The following is a 21,413-nucleotide window of genomic DNA, read 5'->3' on the forward strand; positions in this document are numbered from 1 at the left end:
ACGGTGGTCAACGCAGTGCGCCGACCACCGTGCGCAGCTCGGCGCGCGAGACCACGCCCAGCTTGGGGAAGATCCGGTGAAGATGCGAGCTGACGGTACGGTGCGACAGGTAGAGCCGCTGGCCTATCTCGCGGTTGGTCAGCCCGTCGGCGGCGAGGGCCACGATCTGGAGTTCGTGGGCCGTCAGCTGGTCCCGGGCGTCCGGGGCCCGGCGGCGGCTGGTCTCGCCCGCGGCGCGCAGTTCCCGGCGGGCCCTCTCGCCCCAGGGGATCGCACCGAGCGCGTCGAACATGTCGCGGGCGGCACGCAGGTGGTCGCGGGACTCGACACTGCGCCGCCGACGCCGGAGCCATTCGCCGTAGGCCAGGTGGGTACGGGCCCGGATCAGCGGCCAGGCGCTGAGGTCGGCGCCCAACGCGAGCGCGAAGAGCGGGTCGGCGTCCTCGTCGGCGGCCAGCAGCGCCCGGACCAGACGCAGTTCGGCGTGCAGCACCGGCGCGGAGGTCACCGTGGCGACCTCCTCCAGCTCCGTCACGACCGGGAGCGCGGCCTCCGGCCGCCCGCAGTGCGTCGCCGCGTCGACGAGGTCACCGACGGCCGTGAGCCGCAGGGCGACCTGGAACGCGGGATCCGCCGGATCGTGCAGCCGGCGGAAATGGCCGAGGGCCTCCTCGAACCGCCCCGCGCCCGACGCGGCCAGTCCGCGTGCCATCGACGCGGTGGCCAGCACCGGACGTGCCCCGGCCGGCAGCCCGATCTCCTCCGCCTCCTCGGCCAGCTCCAGAACGGAGTCCGTCTCACCGCGCAACGCGGCCAGCTTGGCCGCGGTGGCGGTCATCAACGCGTACATCATCGTCTGGCTGGTCTCGCGCGCCAGCCTTCGTGACTCCTCGGTCGCGGCGATCGCCGCGCCGAGGTCGCCGACCACGAGAGCGCTCCACGCGTCCGCGCCGACCGTCCGGGCCAGCAGCCCCAAGCGTCCCTGGGCACGCAGCGGCGCGCCACCGGCCGCCGAGAACGCCCGCGCCAGGTCGAATCCGCCGACGAGGAGCGAGGCGGTGCTGAGCATGCGGTAGGCACGGCCGTCGTCGCCCTCCTTCAGGGCGACGTGCCGGGCACGCTCCAGGACGAAGGTGCCACGGTCGACCGGTGCGACGTAGGCACAGATGGCCAGCCGCCACGGATCGAGTTCGTCCAGCTCCATCCGCTCCACGGCCTGCAGGACCCTGCGCCGGCCCTCCGGGCCCGGTTCGGACCAGAAGCACAACTGCGCGGCGCTCCACAGGATCCGCAACGCCAGCCCACGGTCCTCCGCGGCCATCTCCTCGGCGAGTGCCGTCAGGGAGTTGGCTCCTGACGAGTGGCTGTGCAGTCCCTCGTCGAAGCGGCCGCGCAGCCAGACGACCGTGGCATGCTGCCGCCGCGACAGCGGCCCGGTGAGCGCCTGGTCCAGCAGCCGGGTCACGGTCTCGGGCCGGCCGAGCTCGACGGCGAAGTCGGCGGCACGCAACAGCCGTTCCGCTCGTCGGTCGGCGTCCTCGCTGAGCGCGGCGGCCTGTTCGAGGGCTGTGACGGCCGCCGCGATGCCGCCGCGGCGGGCGGCCCGGTGAGCGGCGTCCTCCAACGCGGTGGCGACCGACTCCTCCGGGTCGTCGGCCGCGGCGGCCCGGTGACGCAGCTGCCGGTCCGGATGTTCGTCGAGCACGGCCGCGAGTGCGGCGTGCGCGGCGTGGCGGACGCCGGTGGGCATGGTCTGGTGGATCGCCGACCGCATCAGCGGATGCCCGAACCGTAGTTCGCTGCCGACGACTTGGACGAGCCGGGCGCGCACCGCCGGATCGAGTTCCGCGGTTCCGGCCGTCGCGCCGGTGAGCTGCCGGGTCGCGCGGTAGATCTCGGTGAGCGACGAGCTGTCGTCGAGGGCCGCGATCCGCAGCAGACTGCGGGTGATGTCGGGCAGGGTCTCCAGACGGTCGGTGAAGGCCCGTTCGAGCCGCTCGGTGAGGGGCAGTCGGGCGATGTGCGGATCGGCCGACGCGCCGAGCGTGCGGGAGAGCTCGGTCAGGGCCAGGGGGTTCCCGGCAGCCTCGGCCAGCAGTCGGCGATGCGCGGTCGGCCGCAGATCCGGGGCGTGGTCCGCCAGGAGTTCCGCGGCCTGGCCGTCCGTGAGCGGGCCCAGAGGCAGGGAGGTGAGTTCGTCGGAGTTCAGACGCGACCGGTAGCCGTCGCGTGCGGCTCCCACGATGACCACCGGCTCGGTGTCGACCCTGCGCGCCACGAAGGCCAGGACACTGGCGGTGGCGTCGTCCAGCCACTGGGCGTCGTCGACCAGGACCAGCACCGGCGCGACCGCGGCCGCGTCGGCCAGGAGGTTGAGCACCGCCAGACCGACCAGGAAGACGTCGGGGACGCCGGCGTCGGCGAGTCCGAGAGCGGTGTCCAGGGCCTGCCGGTGCGGGGCGGCGAGCTCAGCGGCCCCTGCGGCCAAAGGGCGGAGGACGAGCTGCAGACCCGCGTAGGGGATGTCGCTCTCGGCCTCGACACCGCTGGTGCGCAGGACCCGGTAACCGAGACCCTCGGCGAGGGCGGCGGTCTCGGCGAGCAACGCCGTCTTCCCGATGCCGGGCGCCCCGCGGACCAGCACCGCGCTCCCGTGGCTCCGCGGCTCGGCCAGCAGCCGGCGCAACAGATCCAGCTGATCATCCCGACCGATGAGCTCCACGTTCCCCCCATCAGCCGGGTCCCCGGACTCGGTCTGTCTGGAGGTCAGGGTACTGCGCCGCGGCCGACGGCCCCAACGGGAGACCGGGATGCGACGGGCGCTCGCTTCACCTCGGCCCCAGGACCAGGCGGTGTCCGCCGGCTCTTCCGCCCGACCGCCAGGGAGCAGCCGCCCAGCAGCCCGGCGACGGAATCCAACCGCGCGGCGTCGTCGGCGTGTTGCGGCAGCAGTCCGCCGGCCGGCGCGGGACTCCCTGCCCGGCCGGACCGACCGGTCCGCCCGGTCGGCCGGACTGCGCGAGGCAGGGCTGCTGCTGTCGCTCCGGCCCGCGCAGGAGGACGCGCCCTGCGAGGACACGGATCGGCCGAAACGATGTCCGAGGAGGCGCCCTTGTGACCTCAGGAAACGCAAGTCGCCCGCGGGAGCGCATGACGCTCCGGGATGTTGCGCCCACCAGTGAGCGGTGTCAGCGCACCGCCTTCTGTCCCGTAGGACCGACAGCGAACCACTTGCCGTCGAGGCCCTGCCCGTTCAGGTCACCGGCCCCGGCGTCGCCGGAGAAGCGGTAGACGGGCCAGCCCCCCACCGTGACCTGGACCTGGCCGTCCTGCCTGCGGATGGCCCCGACCTCCTTCGGGTTCACACCCGCCAGGTAGACGTTGCCGCCCTCCTTGATGATCACCGGCGGCCACTTCGAGGCGCAGGCGTCATTGCAGTTCGACTGGGAAGGAGCGGCGGTGTCGCCGTCGAAGCGGTAGAGCGCCGCCTGGTTGATGTTGATCAGGTGGGCCACCGGCAGCTGCGGCGAGGTCACCGCCGACAGCTGCACCCACTTGGGCGGAGTCTCCTGCACCGCCGCGCCGACCACCGTGCCGCCGGTGCCGCCCAGGCCCGCGTCCCGCGCCGTGGAGTCCACCACCTGCAGCGCCGAGTTGTCGGCGCCGCCCTGGCCGGGCGCGGCAGTCGTGGGGGCCGCCGAGGACGTGGCTGGGGCGGGGGCCGGGGTGGACGGATCCTTGCTGTCACCGATCTGGATCGTCTTGCCGCAGGCGGTCAGGCTCGCCACACCGCACACCGCGAGGACGGTGGCGACGGTGGCACGGTGCTTGGCGGCGCCGGGGGACAGCAGGCCGCTGAGAAACGAGGTCATGCGAGAGACACGACACAGCAGCCGCCGAGGGTTCAATGCCGTGCCCGGATCGCCTCGCGCCCGGCCCGGTTGAACGATCCGGCCCGGTGGCCTCGTGTCCCTCGCAGAGACGGATGGCCAGCGCACAGGAACGGATCCGGCAGTGACAGACATCCACATCCCCGATGACGCACTCACGGACGGCGCGAAGAGAATGCGCCTCGTGCAGGACAACATCGACATCGGACGCACCACGTTCGACTTCGATGCCGCCTTCGGACGCGAGCTGTCCAGCGGCGCCGCACAGAACTTCGAGGACCGGTGGAACGACGGCAAGCACCAGCTGCAGAAGCAGGTGGGGGGCATCATCGACGCCATCACCCAGATCTCCGACGCCTTCGCCGAGGCGGACCGGCGCTCGGCGGCGAGTCTCGACGACGGCCAGGGCAAGTGACCTCCCCGACGGACACGGTGAAGGGTGACCGATGAGCACGGCACAGCGATTCCTGCTGGAGATCCCCGACGGGTGGGGCCAGGTCGATCTGAGCGGCGAGGAGATGGCGCGGGTCCGCGCACAAGCTCTCGCCGCGACCGGCGACCCGCGGCAGAAGGCCGAGATCAACGACATGTTCCGGCAGGGCCGTGAGGTGACCCGCGCCGCTCGCCGCTACGGAGCGCTGCTGGCCTCGGGCACGGCGACCATGTACCCGGACGGACTCTTCATGGCGTACGGCATGGTCTTCGCCGTCACCACTCCCGAAGGCCAGGAGCTGACGCTGCCCGTGCTGTCCGCGCAGCTGGGTGTCTCCTCCGGCACCGGTGCGGCACCGAAGGACCGCGTGATCACCTCGGTGGAGGTGCCCCATGTCGGCCCGGCGGCGCGCGTGACCGGCACCGAGGTGACACGGGTGACCGCGGACATCTCCGTCAAGCTGCTGACGATGCACACGATGATGCCGGTGCCCGGCACCACCCGGGACTTCCTCGCGGTCTCCCTCGCCAGCCCCAACCTGCCGTTGAAGGACGAGGTGTACGACCTCTTCGACGCCATCACGAGCACGTTCCGGTTCATCACCGACGACGGAGTCCAGGTCCCCGCGGGAGCGAGCAGCACCGGCGAGATCCCCTCCGGCTGAATCCCCGGAAGGGCCCTGTACGTCACTGCGGGGGGACCGTCGTACGGACGGCCGCCCCGCAGTGGACGTGAGGATGCACCCCCGCCCTCTACCGGTCCGACTCCAGGTAGGGCACCTGCACGGTCCTCAGCACCCCGTCGCCCAGGTGCAGCAGACCACGCCCCGGCTGCGGGGCCTGGCCGACGACACCGCGGCTCAGCTTCACACCGATGACCTCGCCGTCGCTCAGTCCCTGCGGGGAGAGGAGCATGCCGGTGCGGTTGCGCTTCACCTGGCCCATCCATCCGGCCAGGCTCAGCGACAGCGACTCGGCGTTGCCGGCCGCGAGCACGCCCCAGCCGGTTCCGGCGCCGCCGCGGGCGAGCAGCGCGAGGTCGGAGTCGATCTCGGCGCCCATGAAGAGTTCGGCGTCGTCGACGACGATCACGCCGTACTCCTGCGAGACGTTGTTGAGTGCCTGCCGGAAGTCACCCACCGGCACCTCCGCGTCGGTGACGACGGTGACCACGCCCGGCCGTCCCTGCAGATCGCGCAGAGGTGAGCGCCGCGGGGCCAGCACGATCAGGCCGGTGCCGGCCGCCAGCAGCGACTCCGCCGCCGTGAGCAGGGTGGTGCTGCGTCCGGTGCGCGGCGGCCCGGCGATCACGAAGGTCGGCACGTCCGTGAGGTCGGGACCGAGCGAGGTGAGGGTGTCCCCGCCGACTGCCACCAGTGGGCGCATCGGACCCCCCGCGGTGTGTAGGGCGAGGGCGTCGGCGTACGTGATCCGGTCGGGCAGGACGTCCAGCCGGAGCGCGCGGCGGGCGTCGGGGACCGCTGCCTCACGCTCGGTCAGCTGTCGGCCCAGCGCGGCCAGGACATCGGCCTGCGCGGTGCCCGCGAGGTCCTCGCCGAGCACGGCGATCTGGGCCTCGCTGAGGTCCTGGGGGCGGATGCCCCGGCCGGGCGCGGGGTCGGACGGCGCGGACTTGGTGGGGATTCCGACGCCGGAGTAGTCCTGGCGGTCGTTGAGCCTGAGGACGATCTTGTCCTCGGTGGTGCCGGAGAAGCGGCTGCTGCCGAGCACCCGGTCTCCGGCCAGTACGACGTGGATGCCCACGCCCGCACCGTCGCGCAGCAGACGCAGCATGCGCTCCATGTAGCTGCCGTTGTCGTACGAGGTGAACTCGCGCTCGAAGACCTCGAACCGGTCGACCAGCAGCACGATGTGCGCGAGCCGCTCGTGCACCGGCTGGCTGCTGCGCAGTTCGGTCAGGTCCGCCGTGCCGCGCGCGCCCAGAATGCTCTGGCGCCCGGTGAGTTCGGCAGCGAGGCGGTCCAGCAGCCGGCCCAGCCGCTCGATCTGGGTGCGGTCGACGACGGCACCGCAGTGCGGCAGTTCGGTGAGCACGTTGAGCGCGCCGTTGCCGCAGTCGATGCCGTACAGGTGCACGTCGTCGGCCCCGTGGGCCTGGCCGAGCGCCGCGGCCAGGGTGCGCAGGGTCTGGGAGCGCCCGCTGCGGGGCGAGCCGATGATGTGCAGATGGCCCGTCCGGTCGAGGTCGAACGTCAGCGGCGCCCGGCTCTGCTGGGCGGGCAGGTCGACCATGCCGTACGCGACCGGCAACAGCGCGGCCTCGCGTTCGGCTGCGGGCTTCGGCGCGGGCGCTGCCGTCCACGGCAGCAGGGCGGGCAGGGGCGGCAGCCACGGGCTGGGCCGGCGCGGCACCCCGGCGAGCGTGGCGGCCTCTGCGACGGCTACGACGAGCACGGCGAGGTCGGTGACGGCCTCGGTCTGCGCCGCGGAGGAGCCGCCGCGTGCGCGCGGATTCGGCAGCGGGCCCCCGAGAGCGTTCCAGGACACCGGCGTCGCGCTGACGGCCACCTCCGTCCCCGCGGCGGGCAGGCCGCCCGGACGGCGGCCGCCGACGCGCCCGGACTGGAACGGCAGCAGCGCCGAGGGACCCAGCCGGGCATAGGCACGGCCGGGGTTGGCCGGGGAGATGTCACCGGAGTCGGGAGCGTCGATGATGTCCCGGCTCTCGCCGGTGTCGGTGGTGCGCAGCGCGATCCGCAGGTTGGTGTTGGCACGGATGTCAGGGGTGACCGCGCCGCCGGGCCGCTGGGTGGCCAGCACCAGATGGATGCCCAGGGACCGGCCGCGCTGCGCGATGTTCACCAGGCCCGAGATGAAGTCGGGCAGTTCGCGCACCATGGAGGCGAACTCGTCGATGACGAGCAGCAGTCGGGGCAGGGGTGGCAGGACGTTGCCGCCCCGCGAGCGCTTGTCGAGGTAGTCCTCGATGTCCTTGGCGCCCGCCTGGGCCAGCTGCGTCTCACGGCGGCGCAGTTCGGCACCGAGCGAGACCAGGGCCCGCTCCACCAGCCGGGTGTCCAGGTCGGTCACCAGACCGACGGTGTGCGGCAGGTCGGCACATTCGGCGAATGCGCTGCCGCCCTTGTAGTCGACGAGGACGAACGTCATCTCGTCGGGCCGGTTGACCACGGCGAGGGTGGCGACGAGGGTCTGCAGCAGCTCGGACTTGCCGGAGCCGGTGGTGCCGGCGATGAGGGCGTGCGGGCCGTCGCGCACCAGGTCGACGGCGAACTCCCCGTCATAGCCGACGCCGAGGACCGCCTTCGTGGACCGGCCGCCCAGGGACCAGCCCGCCGCCAGTGCCTGTGCGGTGGGCGGCTCGATCTGCAGCAGGTCCAGCAGCCGTACGGATCCGGGCAGCGCGCTCTCGTCGCTGTCGCCCACACCTCGCAACGGGGCGAGCGCCCGCGCGAAGTCCTCGTACCAGGCGGGCTCCGGGGAGTCGCCGCGCACGTTCTCCAGCGCTGCGGCGGAACCGGTGCGCACCTTGGCGGTGCCCGTGCCGGCCTCGGTGACGACGACGGCGCCGCACTCCTCGGGCAGCAGCCGCTCCTCCCGGTCGATGCAGACGGTGTGGACTCCCACCGCCGGCCCGTCGCGCAGCAGGGCGATCACGCCGGGCAGTGAACGGGCCCGGCGCGCCTCCTCCAGGACGACGAGGATGTCGGGGTAGCCGTTGGCACCGCCCCGCGTGATGTCCGGTCCGGCCGCGCCACGGGCGGCGACGATCTGGCCGAGTTCACCGACGCGGCGGGCCAGCGAATCCGCGGTGCTGCCGATCAGGGCGTAGGCGTCCTCGCCCTGCGCCTGGGTGTGCGGCAGCCAGCGGGTCCAGGACCAGTCGCGTTCGCCGGACGGCCCGGCGAGGACGACGATGCGCAGGTCGGTGGGGCTGTGCAGGGCGGCGGCCTGAGCGGTCAGCCATCCCGCCAGCCGGGTCGCGCCCGGTCCGGCGACACCCGCGACACCGACCCGGCGCAGGGGAAGGGCCACCGGCACCTGGTACAGCCACGGCACGGTGTTGCGGCGGTGCTCGTCCTGCTCCGGGTCGTCGACGCCGACCGACGACGGCAGATCGGCGGTGCCCGCGCGCACGGACAGGAAGTCCGGGTCCTGCCAGCGGCGTTCCCACAGCCGTTCCGACGGCTGGATCGCCATCTGCAGCAGTGCGGCCGGATCGGGCAGGGAGAGACGGAGGTTGTGCTGTTCGTCCAGAACGGCGGCGTCGATGTCCGCGCGGACGCCGGCCACCGCCCGGTCGTACTCCTCCTTCTTCTCCAGGTACTTCAGCATCGCCTGCTTGCGCCCGCCGAACTGGGTGACCAGGGCGGCGATCGGCGAGAGCAGGGCGATGAAGACGAACGACCACCGGTGCGTGACGAAGATGGCGATCGCGGCGCTGCCGGCCGGCAGCAGCAGGATCGGCAGCAGCGGGATGGGCCGCTTGTCGGGCTTGACGGGAGGCGTGGGCAGCCGGAACTTCGCCCCCGCCGCGGGCGGCAGGAACCTCGGCGGCCGGTTGAACTCCAGGCCGAGCCCGTCCTCCGCCGCGACCAGCGGTGCGCGCGCCGTTCGCCTGGAGGTGAGCTCGAGCAGGATGGTGCCGACGGCGAGCTGGCTGCCCTCGCGCCAGGGGGACCGAGGGCGCGGGGGCTTGCCGTCGAGCAGAGCGTTTTCGGTCTCGAGAAGATCGGCGCGGCCGTCGAGGTGGACGCGTACCCGTGCCGCGAGCGCCGGGGCGCCCTCGGTCAGGCGGATACGGCAGCCCGGGGCGGTGCCGATGTCGTAGTCGCCGGGGACCAGGCGGTAGGTGACGCCCGCGCCAGGCCCGGAGACGATACGGACCTCGGTGCGGCCCTCGGGCTCGGCCTCCCCGGGAACGGGAGCGCCGAGCCCCAGGTCCATGCCGTCCCGCACGCCCGCCACCTGCAGAGTGCTGCGCGGGTCGACGGGCGTCGAGCCGATGTACAGGGCCGGCTCCGGCGGCGCGGTGCCGTCGGCCCCCGCGTACCCGACGGCGCGTGCCAGTTCGGACGCGAACCTGCCCGCGGTGGCGGTGGGTTCGGTCTGCACGGAGACGGTGGTGGACGCCTCCTCGGCCCGCGGGTCACGAACGCTGACGGTCAGTCGCACTGCTCATCGTCCTTCTCGAGTAGCGGTGGGTCGGCCCCGCACGCCGAGGCGGCGAGCCGGGCCGGATGGGTCAGGACAGGGCGGAACCGAGCTGGCTGTCGGTCTGGTCGAAGGCCTCACCGACGGTCTTCACGTACTGGCCGATGCCCTGCAGGCCCTGGTTGACCTGCTCGAAGCCCTTGGCGAACTCGTCGAAGAACGGCGAGAACTTCTGCTGGGCGGCCGGGGTGCTGTAACCGTCGGCGAGCAGGTTGGTGATCTTGCCCCTGACCTCGTTCAGCTTGTCCTGGAGCTGGGAGAAGTCGTTGAGCAGAGCCTGCGAAGTCGACGCGGTGGTGTCGGAGTTGACGCTGTAGTTGGGCACGGAAGTACTCCTTGCTGGTGATTAATGCCGTCCATCCGTTCAGGGATGGAGAACTGGAGGTGCGTGGGACCTAGCCGCCTTGGCCGTCGGCCGGGGGCACGACGGGCCGCGCCGCGGACGCACCGTCCGGGACGGTGGGCGACGGCGGCAGCGGGACGTCGACAGGGTTCACCGGCACCGGGGTTGCGGGCCGCGGGTCGGCCGGAGACGGAGGAGAAGCCACCGGACTCCCAGGCCGCCCATCCACCGGAGACCCCGGAGGAACCACCGGACTCACAGGCCGCGTGTCCGCCGGAGGCGGCGTCGCAGGCCGCGGGCCTGTCGGGGATGCCGGCGGGGTGACGTCCGGCGGCGGCGCCGCAGGCGTGGCATCCGGTCGGGGACGTCCCTTGAAGGGGATCTTGTCGGTGATGCTGTCGATGCCACGGCCCAGGCCGGCTTTGCCGAGCGCGCCCACAGCGAGTTTCGAGGCGCCATTGGCGATCTCCCCGGCCGCGACCTCCTTGGGATCGCCGCCCTGAGCAACACCGACCCCGATCTTCGTACCGACGCTGGCGCCCTCCTCGAGGAAGCCGCCCAGCTGGTCGGACACCTTCTTGCCGAGGGAATCGCCCACCGCGGGCGCCGTCGTGTTGCCGAACCGGCCACTCTGGCCTTCTTCCACCGACGGGACGCCTCGGCCTTTGCCGATGGCGCCCACCCCGCCCTTGAAGAGGGCTCCGGCAACAGCACCGGCTGCGGCTCCGCCGAGCACGCTGGCAAACGTGAGCTCGTCGCCGTTGGCTTTCTTGGCGGCCGCCTCGATGCCGGCGTTGACGGCGAATTTCTTGCCGGCGTCGGCGAGGGCATCGCCGATGAACTTGCCGACGGGGTTGCCGAGGAAGCCCCCGACAACCTTGTTGTCGGTGAGCGACTTGCCGATGTCGCCGATGCTGCCCGTGGCCTTTTTGATCAAGGGGAGGTTCTTCACTGTGGCGGCAAGGGCGGGACTGATGGCCTCCGCGAGCCGGCCGCCGAACTTGAGGAGCGCGCCGCCGGGGATGATGCCCAGCAGGCCGGTGACGAAGTCACCGGCCTTGATTCCGCCTGTCTGACTTGCGACTACTTGGTTGAAGACGAACAACAGGCCGCCGAGCAGGGCTCCGACCACGGGGAAGAAGACCGCGAGAATCGCCACGAAGGCGGCGACCAGGACCTGCACGAACGGAAACTCCTTGAAGAAGTCGGCGATCTTCTGGAAGATGTTCCGCTCCGGGATCGCCTCCTCCGCCGCCTTGTCCAGCACCTGGACCAGCCGGCGCTGCGCGCTCTCCCGCAGCGTCCTCGCCTGCTCCGCCAGACTCCGGGCCGCACCCATCTCGGCCTGGCCCGCGTCGATGGAATCCTGGGTCGAACGCGCCTGCGCCCGCTGCTCGTCGGTCGCATCGGCGCCCAACTGCCGCACAGTCCGGTTCGCCTGCGGCGCGGCGGCTCGCGCCCGGTCCACGGCCTGGTCGAAGACGCCCTGCGCCTCCTCCAGCCGGGGAACGTACTCGCTGTACGCCTGAGCCGCGTCGTGGTACGACGTCTTGGTCTTGGTCAGCTTGTCCGGCAGGTCGTCGCCGACCTTCGCTCTGAGGGCGTCCATCGCGTCACCGGTGCCCTCGGAGATCGCCCCGTCCCGCTTGACGATGTTGAGCGCCCGCTCCGCGTCGTCGCCGACGCTCTGGTAGCGCTGCACGATCTTCAAGATGATGTCGGGGTCGCCCGGTGTCGGGTCCGAGTCCATCCCAAGAAGCTCGAAGTCCTCGGGGCTCGAGTGCCGGCGTGCCATTGCGATTCCCCCCGGTCCGGTCCGGTGCGTTGACGTGCGATCGCGAGGTACACGGGGCCGGGCTCGCGGAAGGTTCAACAAATTCCGCGTCAGGTTCGAACTTTTCGGCCGGGTGGTCCCGTGTAGTCGGTGCAACGCAACACCGGACGACATGGGTGGACACGATGAGCAACGGCGCGGGCCAGGTGCCCGACCATCGGCCGAGAACCGTCACGGCACACCGCATCCCGCAGGCTCTGCTGTACGCCTTGACAACTCTGTTGGCGGCTCTGTTGGCGGCGTTCCTGGTGGCGATCGGCACAGCCGGTTCCGCCGAGGCGGCAGCCCCCGGCGACGATCTGATCAAGGTGTTCGTGGTCCAGGACCCGGCGCAGACCGGCGGGCAGCTCGCCACTTTGCAGTCGATCGCCGCGGCCACACTGGGAGACGCGGCGCGGGCCGACGAGATCTTCGACCTCAACCGCGGTCTGACGCAGAAGGACGGAAGTGCCCTCAGCGGTCCCGGCGAGCAGCTGCACCCGGGCTGGATACTGCGACTGCCGACAGACGCCTCAGGAGCCGGGGTGCAACTGGCCAGGGACACCGGAGGCCAGAGCAGTGCCTCCGCTCCCCCGGCCTCCGGGTCGTCGGCTCCGCCGGGCGCGGGCGACGAGCAGTCCACCATGCTCACCATCCCTCTGGCCACCGCGATCGCGCTGCTCGGCACGATCCTGCTCGCCCTGGTCACCGCAGGCATCGTGGGCCGGCGGAAGGTGCGTGCCGGGTACGTCGTCGTCCGCCGGGGCGTTCACAGGCTGGGCGAGCCCGCACGCCGGCGCCGCAGGCTGGCGCATCGGCAGGCGACCAGCCGCTGGTTCGCCGCAGACCTCGACGCGGTGCGGCGTGCCTACGGCACCCTCGGCGAGTTCGCCGCCACGGACCGGGAGCCCGAGAGGCCGGTGCACGCGCTGAGCGTCGATGACACCGGCGTGACGGTGTGGCTGTCCGCGTCCGATGCGGCCGGTGCGCCATGGACGAGCATCGACAGCACGCGCTGGCGTCGTCCCGCTGCCGCGCCGGGCTGGCAGGTCCCGGGGGACGGCGGCGTGACCTCACCCGCTGTTCCCACCACGGCCTGTCTGGTACGGGCAGGCACGGACACCGACGGCCGGCCCGTGTTCGTAGACCTCAGCCGCCTGGACGGCGTCCTCAGCGTGACCGGCGAGAAGGCGGTGGCCCGTGACGTCGTGCAGAACCTGCTGGCGGAGATCGCCCGTACCCGCCCCGGCACCCCGGTGACCGTGCTGCGGGGAACGGCCGATGCTCCGCCGCTCGCCGTTCCGCCGAGCCTCCAGCAGCTGCCGCAGGTCCCCGCTCCGGCCGTGGCCGTTCCGGTCCGGGCACCAGCCACGGTACGCGGCGCCGCCTCGCGCCGGCCGCTCAAGGGACTGGTCGTGGTGGCGGGTACGCCGGGCTCGCGAGAGTCCGCCGAACTGGCAGCCTTGTGCGGCCCGGGCGGTGCGGGCTGGACCGGACTCGTCTATGGGGATGCCCAGGACGCGCACTGGCGCTGGTACACCGACGGTGACGGGCGCGTCGACATCCCGGCACTGGACCTGAAGCTCACGGTTCCGGCCTGAGTGCCGTCCGGCCCGTCACCGATGGACGTCGTGATCTTCCGGAATCCGAGATGTCTCCTACAGAGCGGCACTGGACCACATTCGACACCCGGAATGCCCGGACATGCCGCATGGGTAGTGGACACAAACGACGAAACCCACAGCCCGGATTCGACCCGGATTCGCCCCCTGTTCGAGATGGAGTCGCCCCACGTTCGACATCCATCAACCATCCGGGCGCGACACGCCGGGCAAGTCGGCCCCAACCCGTCCGCCTCGCGTCACGACACCGCCCATGGCCACGAGCGAACGAGCGTCCGGCTTCGGTCATGCAGACCCTCGCGTGGTCCGCCCGGCAATCCAAACGAAGGTTCGTAGAGAGAGTTGTGAGATATCCGCCCTCGGCGAACGGCCGAAATGGCCTCTGACCTGGGCATTTGATGTGATCACTAGAATCCGACCCCCTTCTCGCGTCACGTACGTCCTGTACATTTTTTACAGATGCGCCAGACGCCCGAGGAGGGGTTCCCGATGACCCGACCGTCCGCCCGACATGTCCTGCCCGAGTTCACGGAACGCACGAGCCACGGACACCGCACGATGGATCCGTACAGCAAGCTGCTGGAGGAGCGGATCGTCTTCCTCGGCACACCGATCGACGACATCGCGGCGAACGACGTGATGGCCCAGCTCATGTACCTGGAGCACAAGGACCCGGACCGGGACATCGCGCTGTACATCAACTCCCCCGGCGGCTCGTTCGGCGCGATGACCGCGATCTACGACACCGTCCGGTACGTCACCTGTGACGTGGCGACGACCTGCCTGGGCCAGGCCGGCCCCTCGGCGGCGGTACTGCTGGCGGCGGGCGCGCCGGGCAAGCGGTTCGCGCTGCCGGGCGCCCGGGTGGTGATCCGGCAGCCCGCGCTGCCCGAGCCCGTCGAGGGCCAGGCCAGTGACCTGGCGATCCAGGCCGAGGAGCTGGCGCGCACCCGGGACCTGATGGAGGAGATGCTGGTACGGCACACCGGGCGCAGTCCCGAACAGGTGACCGAGGACATTGAGCGGGACCTGATCCTGACCGCGCCGCAGGCCATGGCGTACGGGCTGGTGGACGGGGTCGTCCCCAGCCGGCGCGACCTCTCCGGGGCGAGGTGAGCAGCGATGGTGCCCGACCTGCCGCCGCTGCCGGCGCTCACCCGCGCCGAGGCCGAGCTGATCGACCGTTATCTGGACGTGGTGGATCTGCTCGGGCGGATCAATCCCGCGCACGACGGTGACACCTACCGGGGCCTCAGGGCCGCCCAGGCGCTGGTGGCGAGGGCGGCGGAGCTGCGCGACGCCCTGACGCTGATGCACCAGCGGGGCGAGAGCGAGCTGCATGCGCCGACCCTCGCGCGGGCGCTGCGCGTCCTGGACGGGGAGCGCCGCACGGCGCGCGTCACGGTGCCTCCGCTCTCCGACAGTTGACCGACCGGCGTCCGGCCCGCCGCGCCGTCCTCGTGACCGCGACGTCCGGGCCGGACTTGAAACGGACCAGTCGAGTTACCCCCGTTCGGCGTAGCCGGGGCTCTTCTTGCGGACGAGCGCACTGCGCCGAAGGCGCCGTTTCACGGGGCGGCACAAGGGGTAGCGGCCCAGGTCGGGAGGCCTTTTGCGGTCTTGACACCTGATAACCCATCAGGGTGTTCACCCGAACAGGTGAATGGTGAGTAACCCCACAAATCACCGGTTCCATTGGGAATTTCGGTCAACGGTGAGTCAAGATCCGTGTCTGACGACAAGTCCCCGCCACAAGCGGCGGGGCGGTCCGGGCGGACGCCGAGTCCTGCCGCTGCCCGGATTGACCCGTCGACAGGAGTGCATCGGCAGGAGTGGAGGACCCAAGCACGACGGGTCGCCGGAACGGTCACGCCATGACCGGGTCGAGCAGCCCTTGGGGTGAAGCCGCGTGAGCGGCCGGGCACCTTTGTCAGCCCGAATCCGACAGGTCATCCTTCACAGGCGGTTGACGAAGGGTTGCGCATGACTGCGCTCAATCGTGTCCCGTCGCTCATGGCCCGGGCCGGTACGGCCTCCGCGTTCGCCATCGCCGCCGTGGGCGGCTCGATCGTGATCCCCGGGGTGGCCGCCGACGCGGCAGCCGCCACGCCGGCGACGAAGGCGCTCCAGGTCGCGGCCTCCAAGAAGGGTGCACCGTACAAGTACGGAGCCGCCGGACCCAAGAGGTTCGACTGCTCAGGTCTCACGATGTACTCGTTCAAGAAGGCGGGCAAGACGCTGCCGCGCACGGCGGCGCAGCAGTACAACAAGACGCGCCACATCTCGGCCTCCAGCCGCAAGGCCGGCGACCTGGTGTTCTTCCACTCCGGATCGAGCGTCTACCACGTCGGGATCTACGCCGGGCACGGCAAGATCTGGCACTCGCCGAAGACCGGCAGCTGGGTCAAGCTGGAGAAGATCTGGACCAAGAGCGTCTGGTACGGCCGGGTCCGCTAGGGCCGGGGAGCACCGCTTCCCGGGGTGGTGACGGCGTCCCCCTGACGCGTCCTCACCGCCCCGGGAGCTCGCCCGGCCGCGGGAGCCCCGCGGCGCGGGCCGCCGGCTCCGCCGGGACGGCCCACGGCAGCTCGACCGTGACCGTCTTGCCGCCCTCCCGTGTGGGGCGCACCCTGAGCCTGCCGCCGCGTTCGGCGGTCAGCCAGCGAATGATCACCATGCCTCGGCCGTTGTCCTGCTGGACGGCGGCCGGCAGTCGTTTGGGGAAGCGCGGGTGGCTGTCGGTGACGCCGATGCACAGCCGTTCGTCGCGGTCGAGCACCAGGTCCACCGTGAAGGTGGGGGACTGACCGAAGGTGTGCTGCACGGCGTTGGTGGCGAGTTCGGAGACGATCAGCCGGATGGCGTCGGCCGTCTCCGTGTCCGCCGGCAGTCCCCATTCGTCCAGCGTGCCGGCCACGAATCCGCGGGCCGTGGAGACCGAGGCGGCTTCGCTCGGCAGAGTGACGGATGCTTCCAGATGGTCTGCCATGGCGACCTCGTCCCTTTCCCACGGGACCGGAGTCCGACACGCTGCGGATGGTTCGATTACGGTCCCGGACTGGTGCTACTTCGCCAGACTGCCATCAGCGCGCCCGTCACGGGTGGCGATCCACCAAGATATGCATATATCTGTCGCTCAATGCGGTGAACTCTGCCACGGCAGAGCGTTTCTGGACGACCCATAAGGAGTAAGGAGGAGCCCATGCAACACGGTCCCGCGGTACGCCGCCGGAAGCTGGGCGCCGAACTGCGCAGCCTGCGCGCCCGGGCGGGGCTCACGAGCGGCGAGGCGGCCCGGCTCGTCGGCTGGCACCAGTCCAAGGTGAGCCGCATCGAGACAGGCACCAGTGGTACGAAACCGGCCGATGTGCGGTTACTTCTCGACGTCTACGGCGTGACCGATCCGCAACTGCGGGAGCTGATGACGGCGTTGGCCGGCTCGGAGGAGAGCGGCGGGCGCGACCACTGGTGGCACGCCTACCGCGGGGTCCTCCCCGCCGCCTACCGGGACTTCATCAGCCTGGAGTCACAGGCCGGCGCGATGCGCACGCTGGAGACGACGGTGGTACCCGGGCTGCTCCAGACGGCCGAGTACGCCCGCGCGGTGACCCGGGCCGCGGTGGAGGGGGCGGACGAGGACCAGTTGGACACCCTGGTGGAGGTGCGGATCGCCCGCCAGGACGTACTGCGCAGACAACCACCGCTCCGGCTGAGCGCGGTGCTGGACGAGGCGGTGCTGAGGCGGGAGGTGGGCGGCCCCGAGGTGATGGAGCGCCAGCTCGTCCGGCTGATGGAGGCGGCGCGGCTTCCCCAAGTGCGTTTGCAGGTACTGCCGTTCGCGGCCGGTGCCCATATCGGTGTCACCGGACCTTTCGTTATCTTCTCTTTTTCGAGCGCCCCTGATCTGGATGTGGTTGTTCTCGACCACTTGACGAGTAGCCTCTATCTCGAACGGAAAGAAGACCTCGAGGCCTACACCGAGGCCTTCAACGCCCTTCGGGCACATGCGCTTTCGCCCGGGGAATCACTGGAATACATCGCCGCGACAGCTGACGGCGCGTAGGGAGGCACCATGACTGCTCTGCCTCGGAACGTACCTCGGAACGTACCTCGCAGCACCGATCCCCACGCTCTCCCCCAGATGCGGTGGCTGCGCAGCAGCTTCAGCACGGGAGCGAACAACTGCGTGGAGACGGCCCGGCCGGCCCTCGGGCCCTTCGCCGGGCTGCTCGCCGTACGCGACTCCAAGGACCCGGAGGGTCCCGCCCTGCTCTTCTCCCCCGAGAGCTGGTCGGGTTTCACCGCCGCGTTCCACTGATCAGCAGGGGCGACCCACGGCCGTGTCACGCCGACTCATGGTCGTGTCTCCCCGATGACCCGTACAGCGCGATCCAGCTCGGCCCCGGAGAGGTCGGCGCGGGCGGTCAGCCGCAGGCGTGAGATGCCGTCGGGCACGGAGGGAGGACGGAAACAGCCCACGGCGAGGCCTGCCGAGCGGCAGTCCGCCGCCCACTGCACGGCCTCCTCCGGGGAGGGCGCACGCACGGAGACGACCGCGGCGTCCGGACGTACCGCTTCCAGGCCTGCGGCCGTCAGCCGGTCGTGCAGTTCCGAGGCCACCGCACGCGCGCGTGCGGCCCGCTCGGGCTCCCGGCGCAGCAGCCGCAGCGCCGCGAGGGCCGCACCCGCCGCAGCGGGGGCGAGGCCCGTGTCGAAGATGAAGGTGCGGGCCGCGTTGACCAGATGGTCGATCACCCGCGCCGGCCCCAGCACGGCCCCGCCCTGGCTGCCGAGGGACTTCGACAGCGTCACCGTGACGACCACGTCCTCGGCGCCGGCCAGCCCGACCGCGTACGGGGCGCCCCGCCCGCCGTTCCCGAGGACGCCGAGGCCGTGCGCGTCGTCCACCACCAGCCCGGCGCCGTGCTCCCGGCAGGCGGCGGCCAGTCCGGCCAGCGGGGCCGCGTCGCCGTCGACCGAGAAGACCGTGTCGGAGACGGCCACCGCCGGGCCGTCGTGGGTGCCGAGCGCCTTCCGTACGGCGTCCGGGTCCGCGTGCGCCACCACCTGGGTGGTCCCCCGGGCCAGCCGGCAGCCGTCGATCAGCGAGGCGTGGTTGCCCGCGTCGGAGACGATCAGCGAGCCGTGCGGGGCCAGCGCGGTGACCGCGGCCAGGTTCGCGGCGTACCCGGAGGAGAAGACGAGCGCCGCCTCGAAGCCGCAGAACTCCGCCAGCTCCCGCTCCAGCTCGGTGTGCAGCTCGGTGGTGCCGGTGACCAGCCGGGAGCCGGTCGAGCCGCCGCCCCAGGTCCGCGCGGCCGCCGCGGCGCCCTCGGCGACCTCCGGGTGCCGGGACAGGCCCAGGTAGTCGTTGCTCGCGAGATCGAGCAGCGGCGAGTCGGCCGGACGGGGCCGCAGCGTCCGGACGAGTCCGGCCCGGCGCCGCGCCCGCGCCTGTTCGTCGATCCAGCCGAACGCCATGGCTCCTCCGGGGCTTTTGTAGGTAGCGGACAGACCCTAGCGTCACGGACCGCTACCCACGGTGTGGCAATACCCACACGTCGATCCGGGTGTGTTGTGTGATCCCTACCTTGGCCCGGGGCGGTCCCGTAGGACAGGATCGGCTCTCATGGACCTGCTGAACACGCTGGTGGACAAGGGGCTTCGGCGCGAGCTGCCGACCCGCGAGGAGGCGCTCGCCGTCCTCGCCACTTCCGACGACGACGTGCTGGACGTGGTGGCCGCGGCCGGGAAGGTGCGCCGGCACTGGTTCGGCCGGCGGGTGAAACTCAACTATCTCGTCAACCTCAAGTCGGGCCTGTGCCCCGAGGACTGCTCGTACTGCTCCCAGCGGCTCGGCTCCACGACCGGCATCCTGAAGTACAGCTGGCTCAAGCCCGACGAGGCTTCCAAGGCCGCCGCGGCGGGGCTCGCGGGCGGGGCCAAGCGGGTCTGTCTGGTGGCGTCCGGGCGCGGTCCGACCGACCGGGACGTGGACCGGGTCTCCGAGACCATCAAGGCGATCAAGGACCAGAACGAGGGCGTCGAGGTGTGCGCCTGTCTGGGGCTGCTCTCCGACGGCCAGGCAGAGCGGCTGCGCGAGGCGGGCGCGGACGCCTACAACCACAACCTCAACACCTCCGAGGCGACCTACGGGGACATCACCACCACCCACACGTACGCCGACCGGGTGGACACCGTCTCCAAGGCGCACGCGGCGGGTCTGTCGGCCTGCTCCGGGCTGATCGCCGGCATGGGCGAGAGCGACGAGGACCTGGTCGACGTGGTCTTCTCGCTGCGCGAGCTGGACCCGGACTCGGTGCCGGTCAACTTCCTCATCCCGGTCGAGGGCACCCCGCTGGGCAAGGAGTGGAACCTCACCCCGCAGCGCTGTCTGCGGATCCTCGCGATGGTCCGGTTCGTCTGCCCCGACGTCGAGGTCCGTATCGCGGGCGGCCGCGAGGTCCATCTGCGCACCCAGCAGCCGCTCGCGCTGCACCTGGCCAACTCGATCTTCCTCGGCGACTACCTCACCACCGAGGGCCAGGCAGGCAAGGCCGACCTGGAGATGATCGCGGACGCGGGCTTCGAGGTGGAGGGCGCGGGCGAGGTCACCCTGCCCGAGCACCGGGCGGCGACGGCCGGCGGCTGCGGCTCCCACGCCGAGGCCGGCTGCGGATCGCACGCCGAGGCGGGCTGCGGTTCCGGCTGCGGGTCGCACGAGGGCGGCTCGGTGTGCGGTACGGCCGCTGCCGCCGCCCCGGCCGGTGAGCCCCGTACGGACCTGGTCGCCGTGCGCCGCCGAGGCGCCGGCACCGACCTCGCGCCCAATGCCTGAGCAGCCCGCACTGCCCGTCGCCGAGCTGCTGGAACTGGACCGGCGGCACGTCTGGCACCCGTACGGTCCGATGCCCGGCCGGGTGGACCCGCTCGTCGTGGAGTCGGCGAGCGGGGTGCGGCTGCGCCTCGCGGACGGCTCGGGCGAGCTGGTCGACGGCATGTCGTCCTGGTGGTCGGCGATCCACGGCTACAACCACCCGGTGCTCAACGAGGCCGCGCGCGAGCAGCTCGGCCGGATGAGCCACGTCATGTTCGGCGGGCTCACGCACGAGCCCGCCGTCCGGCTGGCGAAGCTCCTTGTCGACATGTCGCCCGACGGCCTCGAACACGTCTTCCTCGCCGACTCCGGCTCGGTGTCGGTCGAGGTCGCGGTCAAGATGTGCCTCCAGTACTGGCGTTCGCTCGACCGCCCCGCCAAGCAGCGCCTGCTGACCTGGCGCGGCGGCTACCACGGCGACACCTGGCAGCCGATGTCGGTGTGCGACCCCGAGGGCGGGATGCACGAGCTGTGGACCGGGGTGCTGCCCCGTCAGGTCTTCGTGGACCCGCCGCCGGCCGCGTACGAGGAGGCGTACGCCGAGCAGCTGCGCGCCGCGATCGAGCGGCACGCGGACGAACTGGCCGCGGTGATCGTGGAGCCGGTGGTGCAGGGCGCGGGCGGGATGCGCTTCCACTCCCCCGCCTATCTGCGGGTGCTGCGCGAGGCGTGCGACGCGCACGACGTGCTGCTGGTGTTCGACGAGATCGCGACCGGGTTCGGGCGCACGGGCACGCTGTTCGCGGCGGACCACGCGGCGGTGACGCCGGATGTGATGTGCGTGGGCAAGGCGCTGACCGGGGGTTATCTGACGCTGGCGGCGACGCTGTGCACCTCCCGGGTGGCCGACGGCATCTCGCGCGGCGAGGTGCCCGTCCTCGCCCACGGCCCGACGTTCATGGGCAATCCGCTCGCCGCGTCCGTCGCCTGTGCCTCGATCGGGCTGCTGCTCGGTCAGGACTGGCTCGCGGAGGTCAAACGGATCGAGTCGGGCCTCAGGGACGGGCTGGCGGAGGCCGCCGGGCTCCCCGGGGTGCGCGACGTCCGGGTCCTCGGCGCCATCGGGGTGGTCCAGCTGGACCACCCGGTGGACATGAAGGCGGCCACCGCGGCGGCCGTGCGGGAGGGCGTCTGGCTGCGGCCGTTCCGCGACCTGGTCTACACGATGCCGCCGTACGTCACCGGCGACACGGACCTGGCACGGATCGCGCGCGCGGTGTGCGCCGCGGCGCGGGAGGGATGA

17 protein-coding genes and 1 riboswitch are annotated in these 21,413 nt (G+C 71.7%); of the genes, 10 read left to right on the plus strand and 7 right to left on the minus strand.

What is annotated here, in order from left to right; translation table 11 throughout:
• Positions 1-7: 7 nt before the first annotated feature.
• Together ACYQ8Q_RS07815 and ACYQ8Q_RS07820 are read right to left on the minus strand one after the other, a co-directional pair.
• Positions 8-2,722, minus strand: a complete 2,715-nt coding sequence (locus ACYQ8Q_RS07815) for an ATP-binding protein (RefSeq protein WP_460063035.1) — start codon at positions 2,720-2,722, stop codon at positions 8-10.
• A 466-nt stretch (positions 2,723-3,188) separates the two neighbouring features.
• The gene (locus ACYQ8Q_RS07820) at positions 3,189-3,872 is read right to left on the minus strand and encodes a hypothetical protein (protein ID WP_460063037.1); all 684 of its coding nucleotides are present in this window, start codon (positions 3,870-3,872) and stop codon (positions 3,189-3,191) included.
• Between the two features lie 202 nt (positions 3,873-4,074).
• On the opposite strand from ACYQ8Q_RS07820, the gene ACYQ8Q_RS07825 reads away from it, so the two are divergent.
• A complete protein-coding gene (locus tag ACYQ8Q_RS07825) occupies positions 4,075-4,305 on the plus strand; it encodes a hypothetical protein (protein ID WP_460063038.1) in 231 nt (76 codons plus the stop codon).
• 31 nt (positions 4,306-4,336) lie between these two features.
• Entirely contained in the window at positions 4,337-4,987 is a 651-nt protein-coding gene (locus ACYQ8Q_RS07830; RefSeq protein ID WP_460063039.1) for a hypothetical protein, read from the plus strand.
• 88 nt (positions 4,988-5,075) lie between these two features.
• Here ACYQ8Q_RS07830 and ACYQ8Q_RS07835 read toward each other — a convergent pair whose 3' ends face one another.
• The 3 genes from ACYQ8Q_RS07835 to ACYQ8Q_RS07845 form a co-directional block, all read right to left on the minus strand.
• Positions 5,076-9,476 (minus strand): FtsK/SpoIIIE domain-containing protein, encoded by a 4,401-nt coding sequence (locus ACYQ8Q_RS07835; protein WP_460063040.1) that lies wholly within the window; start codon positions 9,474-9,476, stop codon positions 5,076-5,078.
• A gap of 70 nt (positions 9,477-9,546) precedes the next feature.
• Positions 9,547-9,840, minus strand: coding sequence for a WXG100 family type VII secretion target (locus ACYQ8Q_RS07840; protein WP_460063041.1), 294 nt, complete (start codon positions 9,838-9,840; stop codon positions 9,547-9,549).
• A gap of 70 nt (positions 9,841-9,910) precedes the next feature.
• Entirely contained in the window at positions 9,911-11,653 is a 1,743-nt protein-coding gene (locus ACYQ8Q_RS07845; RefSeq protein WP_460063042.1) for a putative T7SS-secreted protein, read from the minus strand.
• 164 nt (positions 11,654-11,817) lie between these two features.
• On the opposite strand from ACYQ8Q_RS07845, the gene ACYQ8Q_RS07850 reads away from it, so the two are divergent.
• The 4 genes from ACYQ8Q_RS07850 (at position 11,818) to ACYQ8Q_RS07865 (ending at position 15,750) form a co-directional block, all read left to right on the plus strand.
• A complete protein-coding gene (locus ACYQ8Q_RS07850) occupies positions 11,818-13,272 on the plus strand; it encodes a hypothetical protein (RefSeq protein WP_460063043.1) in 1,455 nt (484 codons plus the stop codon).
• 510 nt (positions 13,273-13,782) lie between these two features.
• Positions 13,783-14,409: an ATP-dependent Clp protease proteolytic subunit gene (locus ACYQ8Q_RS07855; protein WP_460063044.1), complete on the plus strand. Its 627-nt coding sequence runs from the start codon at positions 13,783-13,785 to the stop codon at positions 14,407-14,409.
• 6 nt (positions 14,410-14,415) lie between these two features.
• A complete protein-coding gene (locus tag ACYQ8Q_RS07860; protein ID WP_359276376.1) occupies positions 14,416-14,721 on the plus strand; it encodes a hypothetical protein in 306 nt (101 codons plus the stop codon).
• 372 nt (positions 14,722-15,093) lie between these two features.
• Positions 15,094-15,273, plus strand: a riboswitch (cyclic di-AMP (ydaO/yuaA leader).
• Between the two features lie 3 nt (positions 15,274-15,276).
• Positions 15,277-15,750: a C40 family peptidase gene (locus tag ACYQ8Q_RS07865; RefSeq protein ID WP_460063045.1), complete on the plus strand. Its 474-nt coding sequence runs from the start codon at positions 15,277-15,279 to the stop codon at positions 15,748-15,750.
• A gap of 52 nt (positions 15,751-15,802) precedes the next feature.
• Here ACYQ8Q_RS07865 and ACYQ8Q_RS07870 read toward each other — a convergent pair whose 3' ends face one another.
• The gene (locus ACYQ8Q_RS07870) at positions 15,803-16,282 is read right to left on the minus strand and encodes an ATP-binding protein (RefSeq protein WP_460063046.1); all 480 of its coding nucleotides are present in this window, start codon (positions 16,280-16,282) and stop codon (positions 15,803-15,805) included.
• 213 nt (positions 16,283-16,495) lie between these two features.
• Here ACYQ8Q_RS07870 and ACYQ8Q_RS07875 point away from each other — a divergent pair, with 213 nt between their 5' ends.
• Entirely contained in the window at positions 16,496-17,356 is an 861-nt protein-coding gene (locus ACYQ8Q_RS07875) for a helix-turn-helix domain-containing protein (RefSeq protein WP_359002107.1), read from the plus strand.
• Between the two features lie 9 nt (positions 17,357-17,365).
• Complete coding sequence (locus ACYQ8Q_RS07880) at positions 17,366-17,611, plus strand: DUF397 domain-containing protein (RefSeq protein ID WP_460063047.1); 246 nt, start codon at positions 17,366-17,368, stop codon at positions 17,609-17,611.
• Between the two features lie 35 nt (positions 17,612-17,646).
• Here ACYQ8Q_RS07880 and ACYQ8Q_RS07885 read toward each other — a convergent pair whose 3' ends face one another.
• Complete coding sequence (locus ACYQ8Q_RS07885; protein ID WP_460063048.1) at positions 17,647-18,774, minus strand: 8-amino-7-oxononanoate synthase; 1,128 nt, start codon at positions 18,772-18,774, stop codon at positions 17,647-17,649.
• 148 nt (positions 18,775-18,922) lie between these two features.
• Between ACYQ8Q_RS07885 and bioB the strand changes: the two genes are divergently transcribed.
• Positions 18,923-20,131, plus strand: coding sequence for a biotin synthase BioB (bioB, locus tag ACYQ8Q_RS07890; RefSeq protein ID WP_460063049.1), 1,209 nt, complete (start codon positions 18,923-18,925; stop codon positions 20,129-20,131).
• Positions 20,124-21,413, plus strand: coding sequence for an adenosylmethionine--8-amino-7-oxononanoate transaminase (locus tag ACYQ8Q_RS07895; RefSeq protein ID WP_460063050.1), 1,290 nt, complete (start codon positions 20,124-20,126; stop codon positions 21,411-21,413). The genes bioB and ACYQ8Q_RS07895 overlap by 8 nt, the downstream gene beginning before the upstream one ends.

It is taken from the genome of Streptomyces sp. YKOK-I1, from assembly GCF_054660435.1.

Bases quoted from the DNA above. Each gene is read 5' to 3' on its own strand.
- ACYQ8Q_RS07895 (WP_460063050.1), top strand. From the start codon at position 20,124: ATGCCTGAGCAGCCCGCACTGCCCGTCGCCGAGCTGCTGGAACTGGAC.
- ACYQ8Q_RS07870 (WP_460063046.1), bottom strand. From the start codon at position 16,282: ATGGCAGACCATCTGGAAGCATCCGTCACTCTGCCGAGCGAAGCCGCC.
- bioB (WP_460063049.1), top strand. From the start codon at position 18,923: ATGGACCTGCTGAACACGCTGGTGGACAAGGGGCTTCGGCGCGAGCTG.
- ACYQ8Q_RS07850 (WP_460063043.1), top strand. From the start codon at position 11,818: ATGAGCAACGGCGCGGGCCAGGTGCCCGACCATCGGCCGAGAACCGTC.
- ACYQ8Q_RS07855 (WP_460063044.1), top strand. From the start codon at position 13,783: ATGACCCGACCGTCCGCCCGACATGTCCTGCCCGAGTTCACGGAACGC.
- ACYQ8Q_RS07875 (WP_359002107.1), top strand. From the start codon at position 16,496: ATGCAACACGGTCCCGCGGTACGCCGCCGGAAGCTGGGCGCCGAACTG.
- ACYQ8Q_RS07845 (WP_460063042.1), bottom strand. From the start codon at position 11,653: ATGGCACGCCGGCACTCGAGCCCCGAGGACTTCGAGCTTCTTGGGATG.
- ACYQ8Q_RS07880 (WP_460063047.1), top strand. From the start codon at position 17,366: ATGACTGCTCTGCCTCGGAACGTACCTCGGAACGTACCTCGCAGCACC.
- ACYQ8Q_RS07830 (WP_460063039.1), top strand. From the start codon at position 4,337: ATGAGCACGGCACAGCGATTCCTGCTGGAGATCCCCGACGGGTGGGGC.
- ACYQ8Q_RS07865 (WP_460063045.1), top strand. From the start codon at position 15,277: ATGACTGCGCTCAATCGTGTCCCGTCGCTCATGGCCCGGGCCGGTACG.
- ACYQ8Q_RS07860 (WP_359276376.1), top strand. From the start codon at position 14,416: ATGGTGCCCGACCTGCCGCCGCTGCCGGCGCTCACCCGCGCCGAGGCC.
- ACYQ8Q_RS07820 (WP_460063037.1), bottom strand. From the start codon at position 3,872: ATGACCTCGTTTCTCAGCGGCCTGCTGTCCCCCGGCGCCGCCAAGCAC.
- ACYQ8Q_RS07885 (WP_460063048.1), bottom strand. From the start codon at position 18,774: ATGGCGTTCGGCTGGATCGACGAACAGGCGCGGGCGCGGCGCCGGGCC.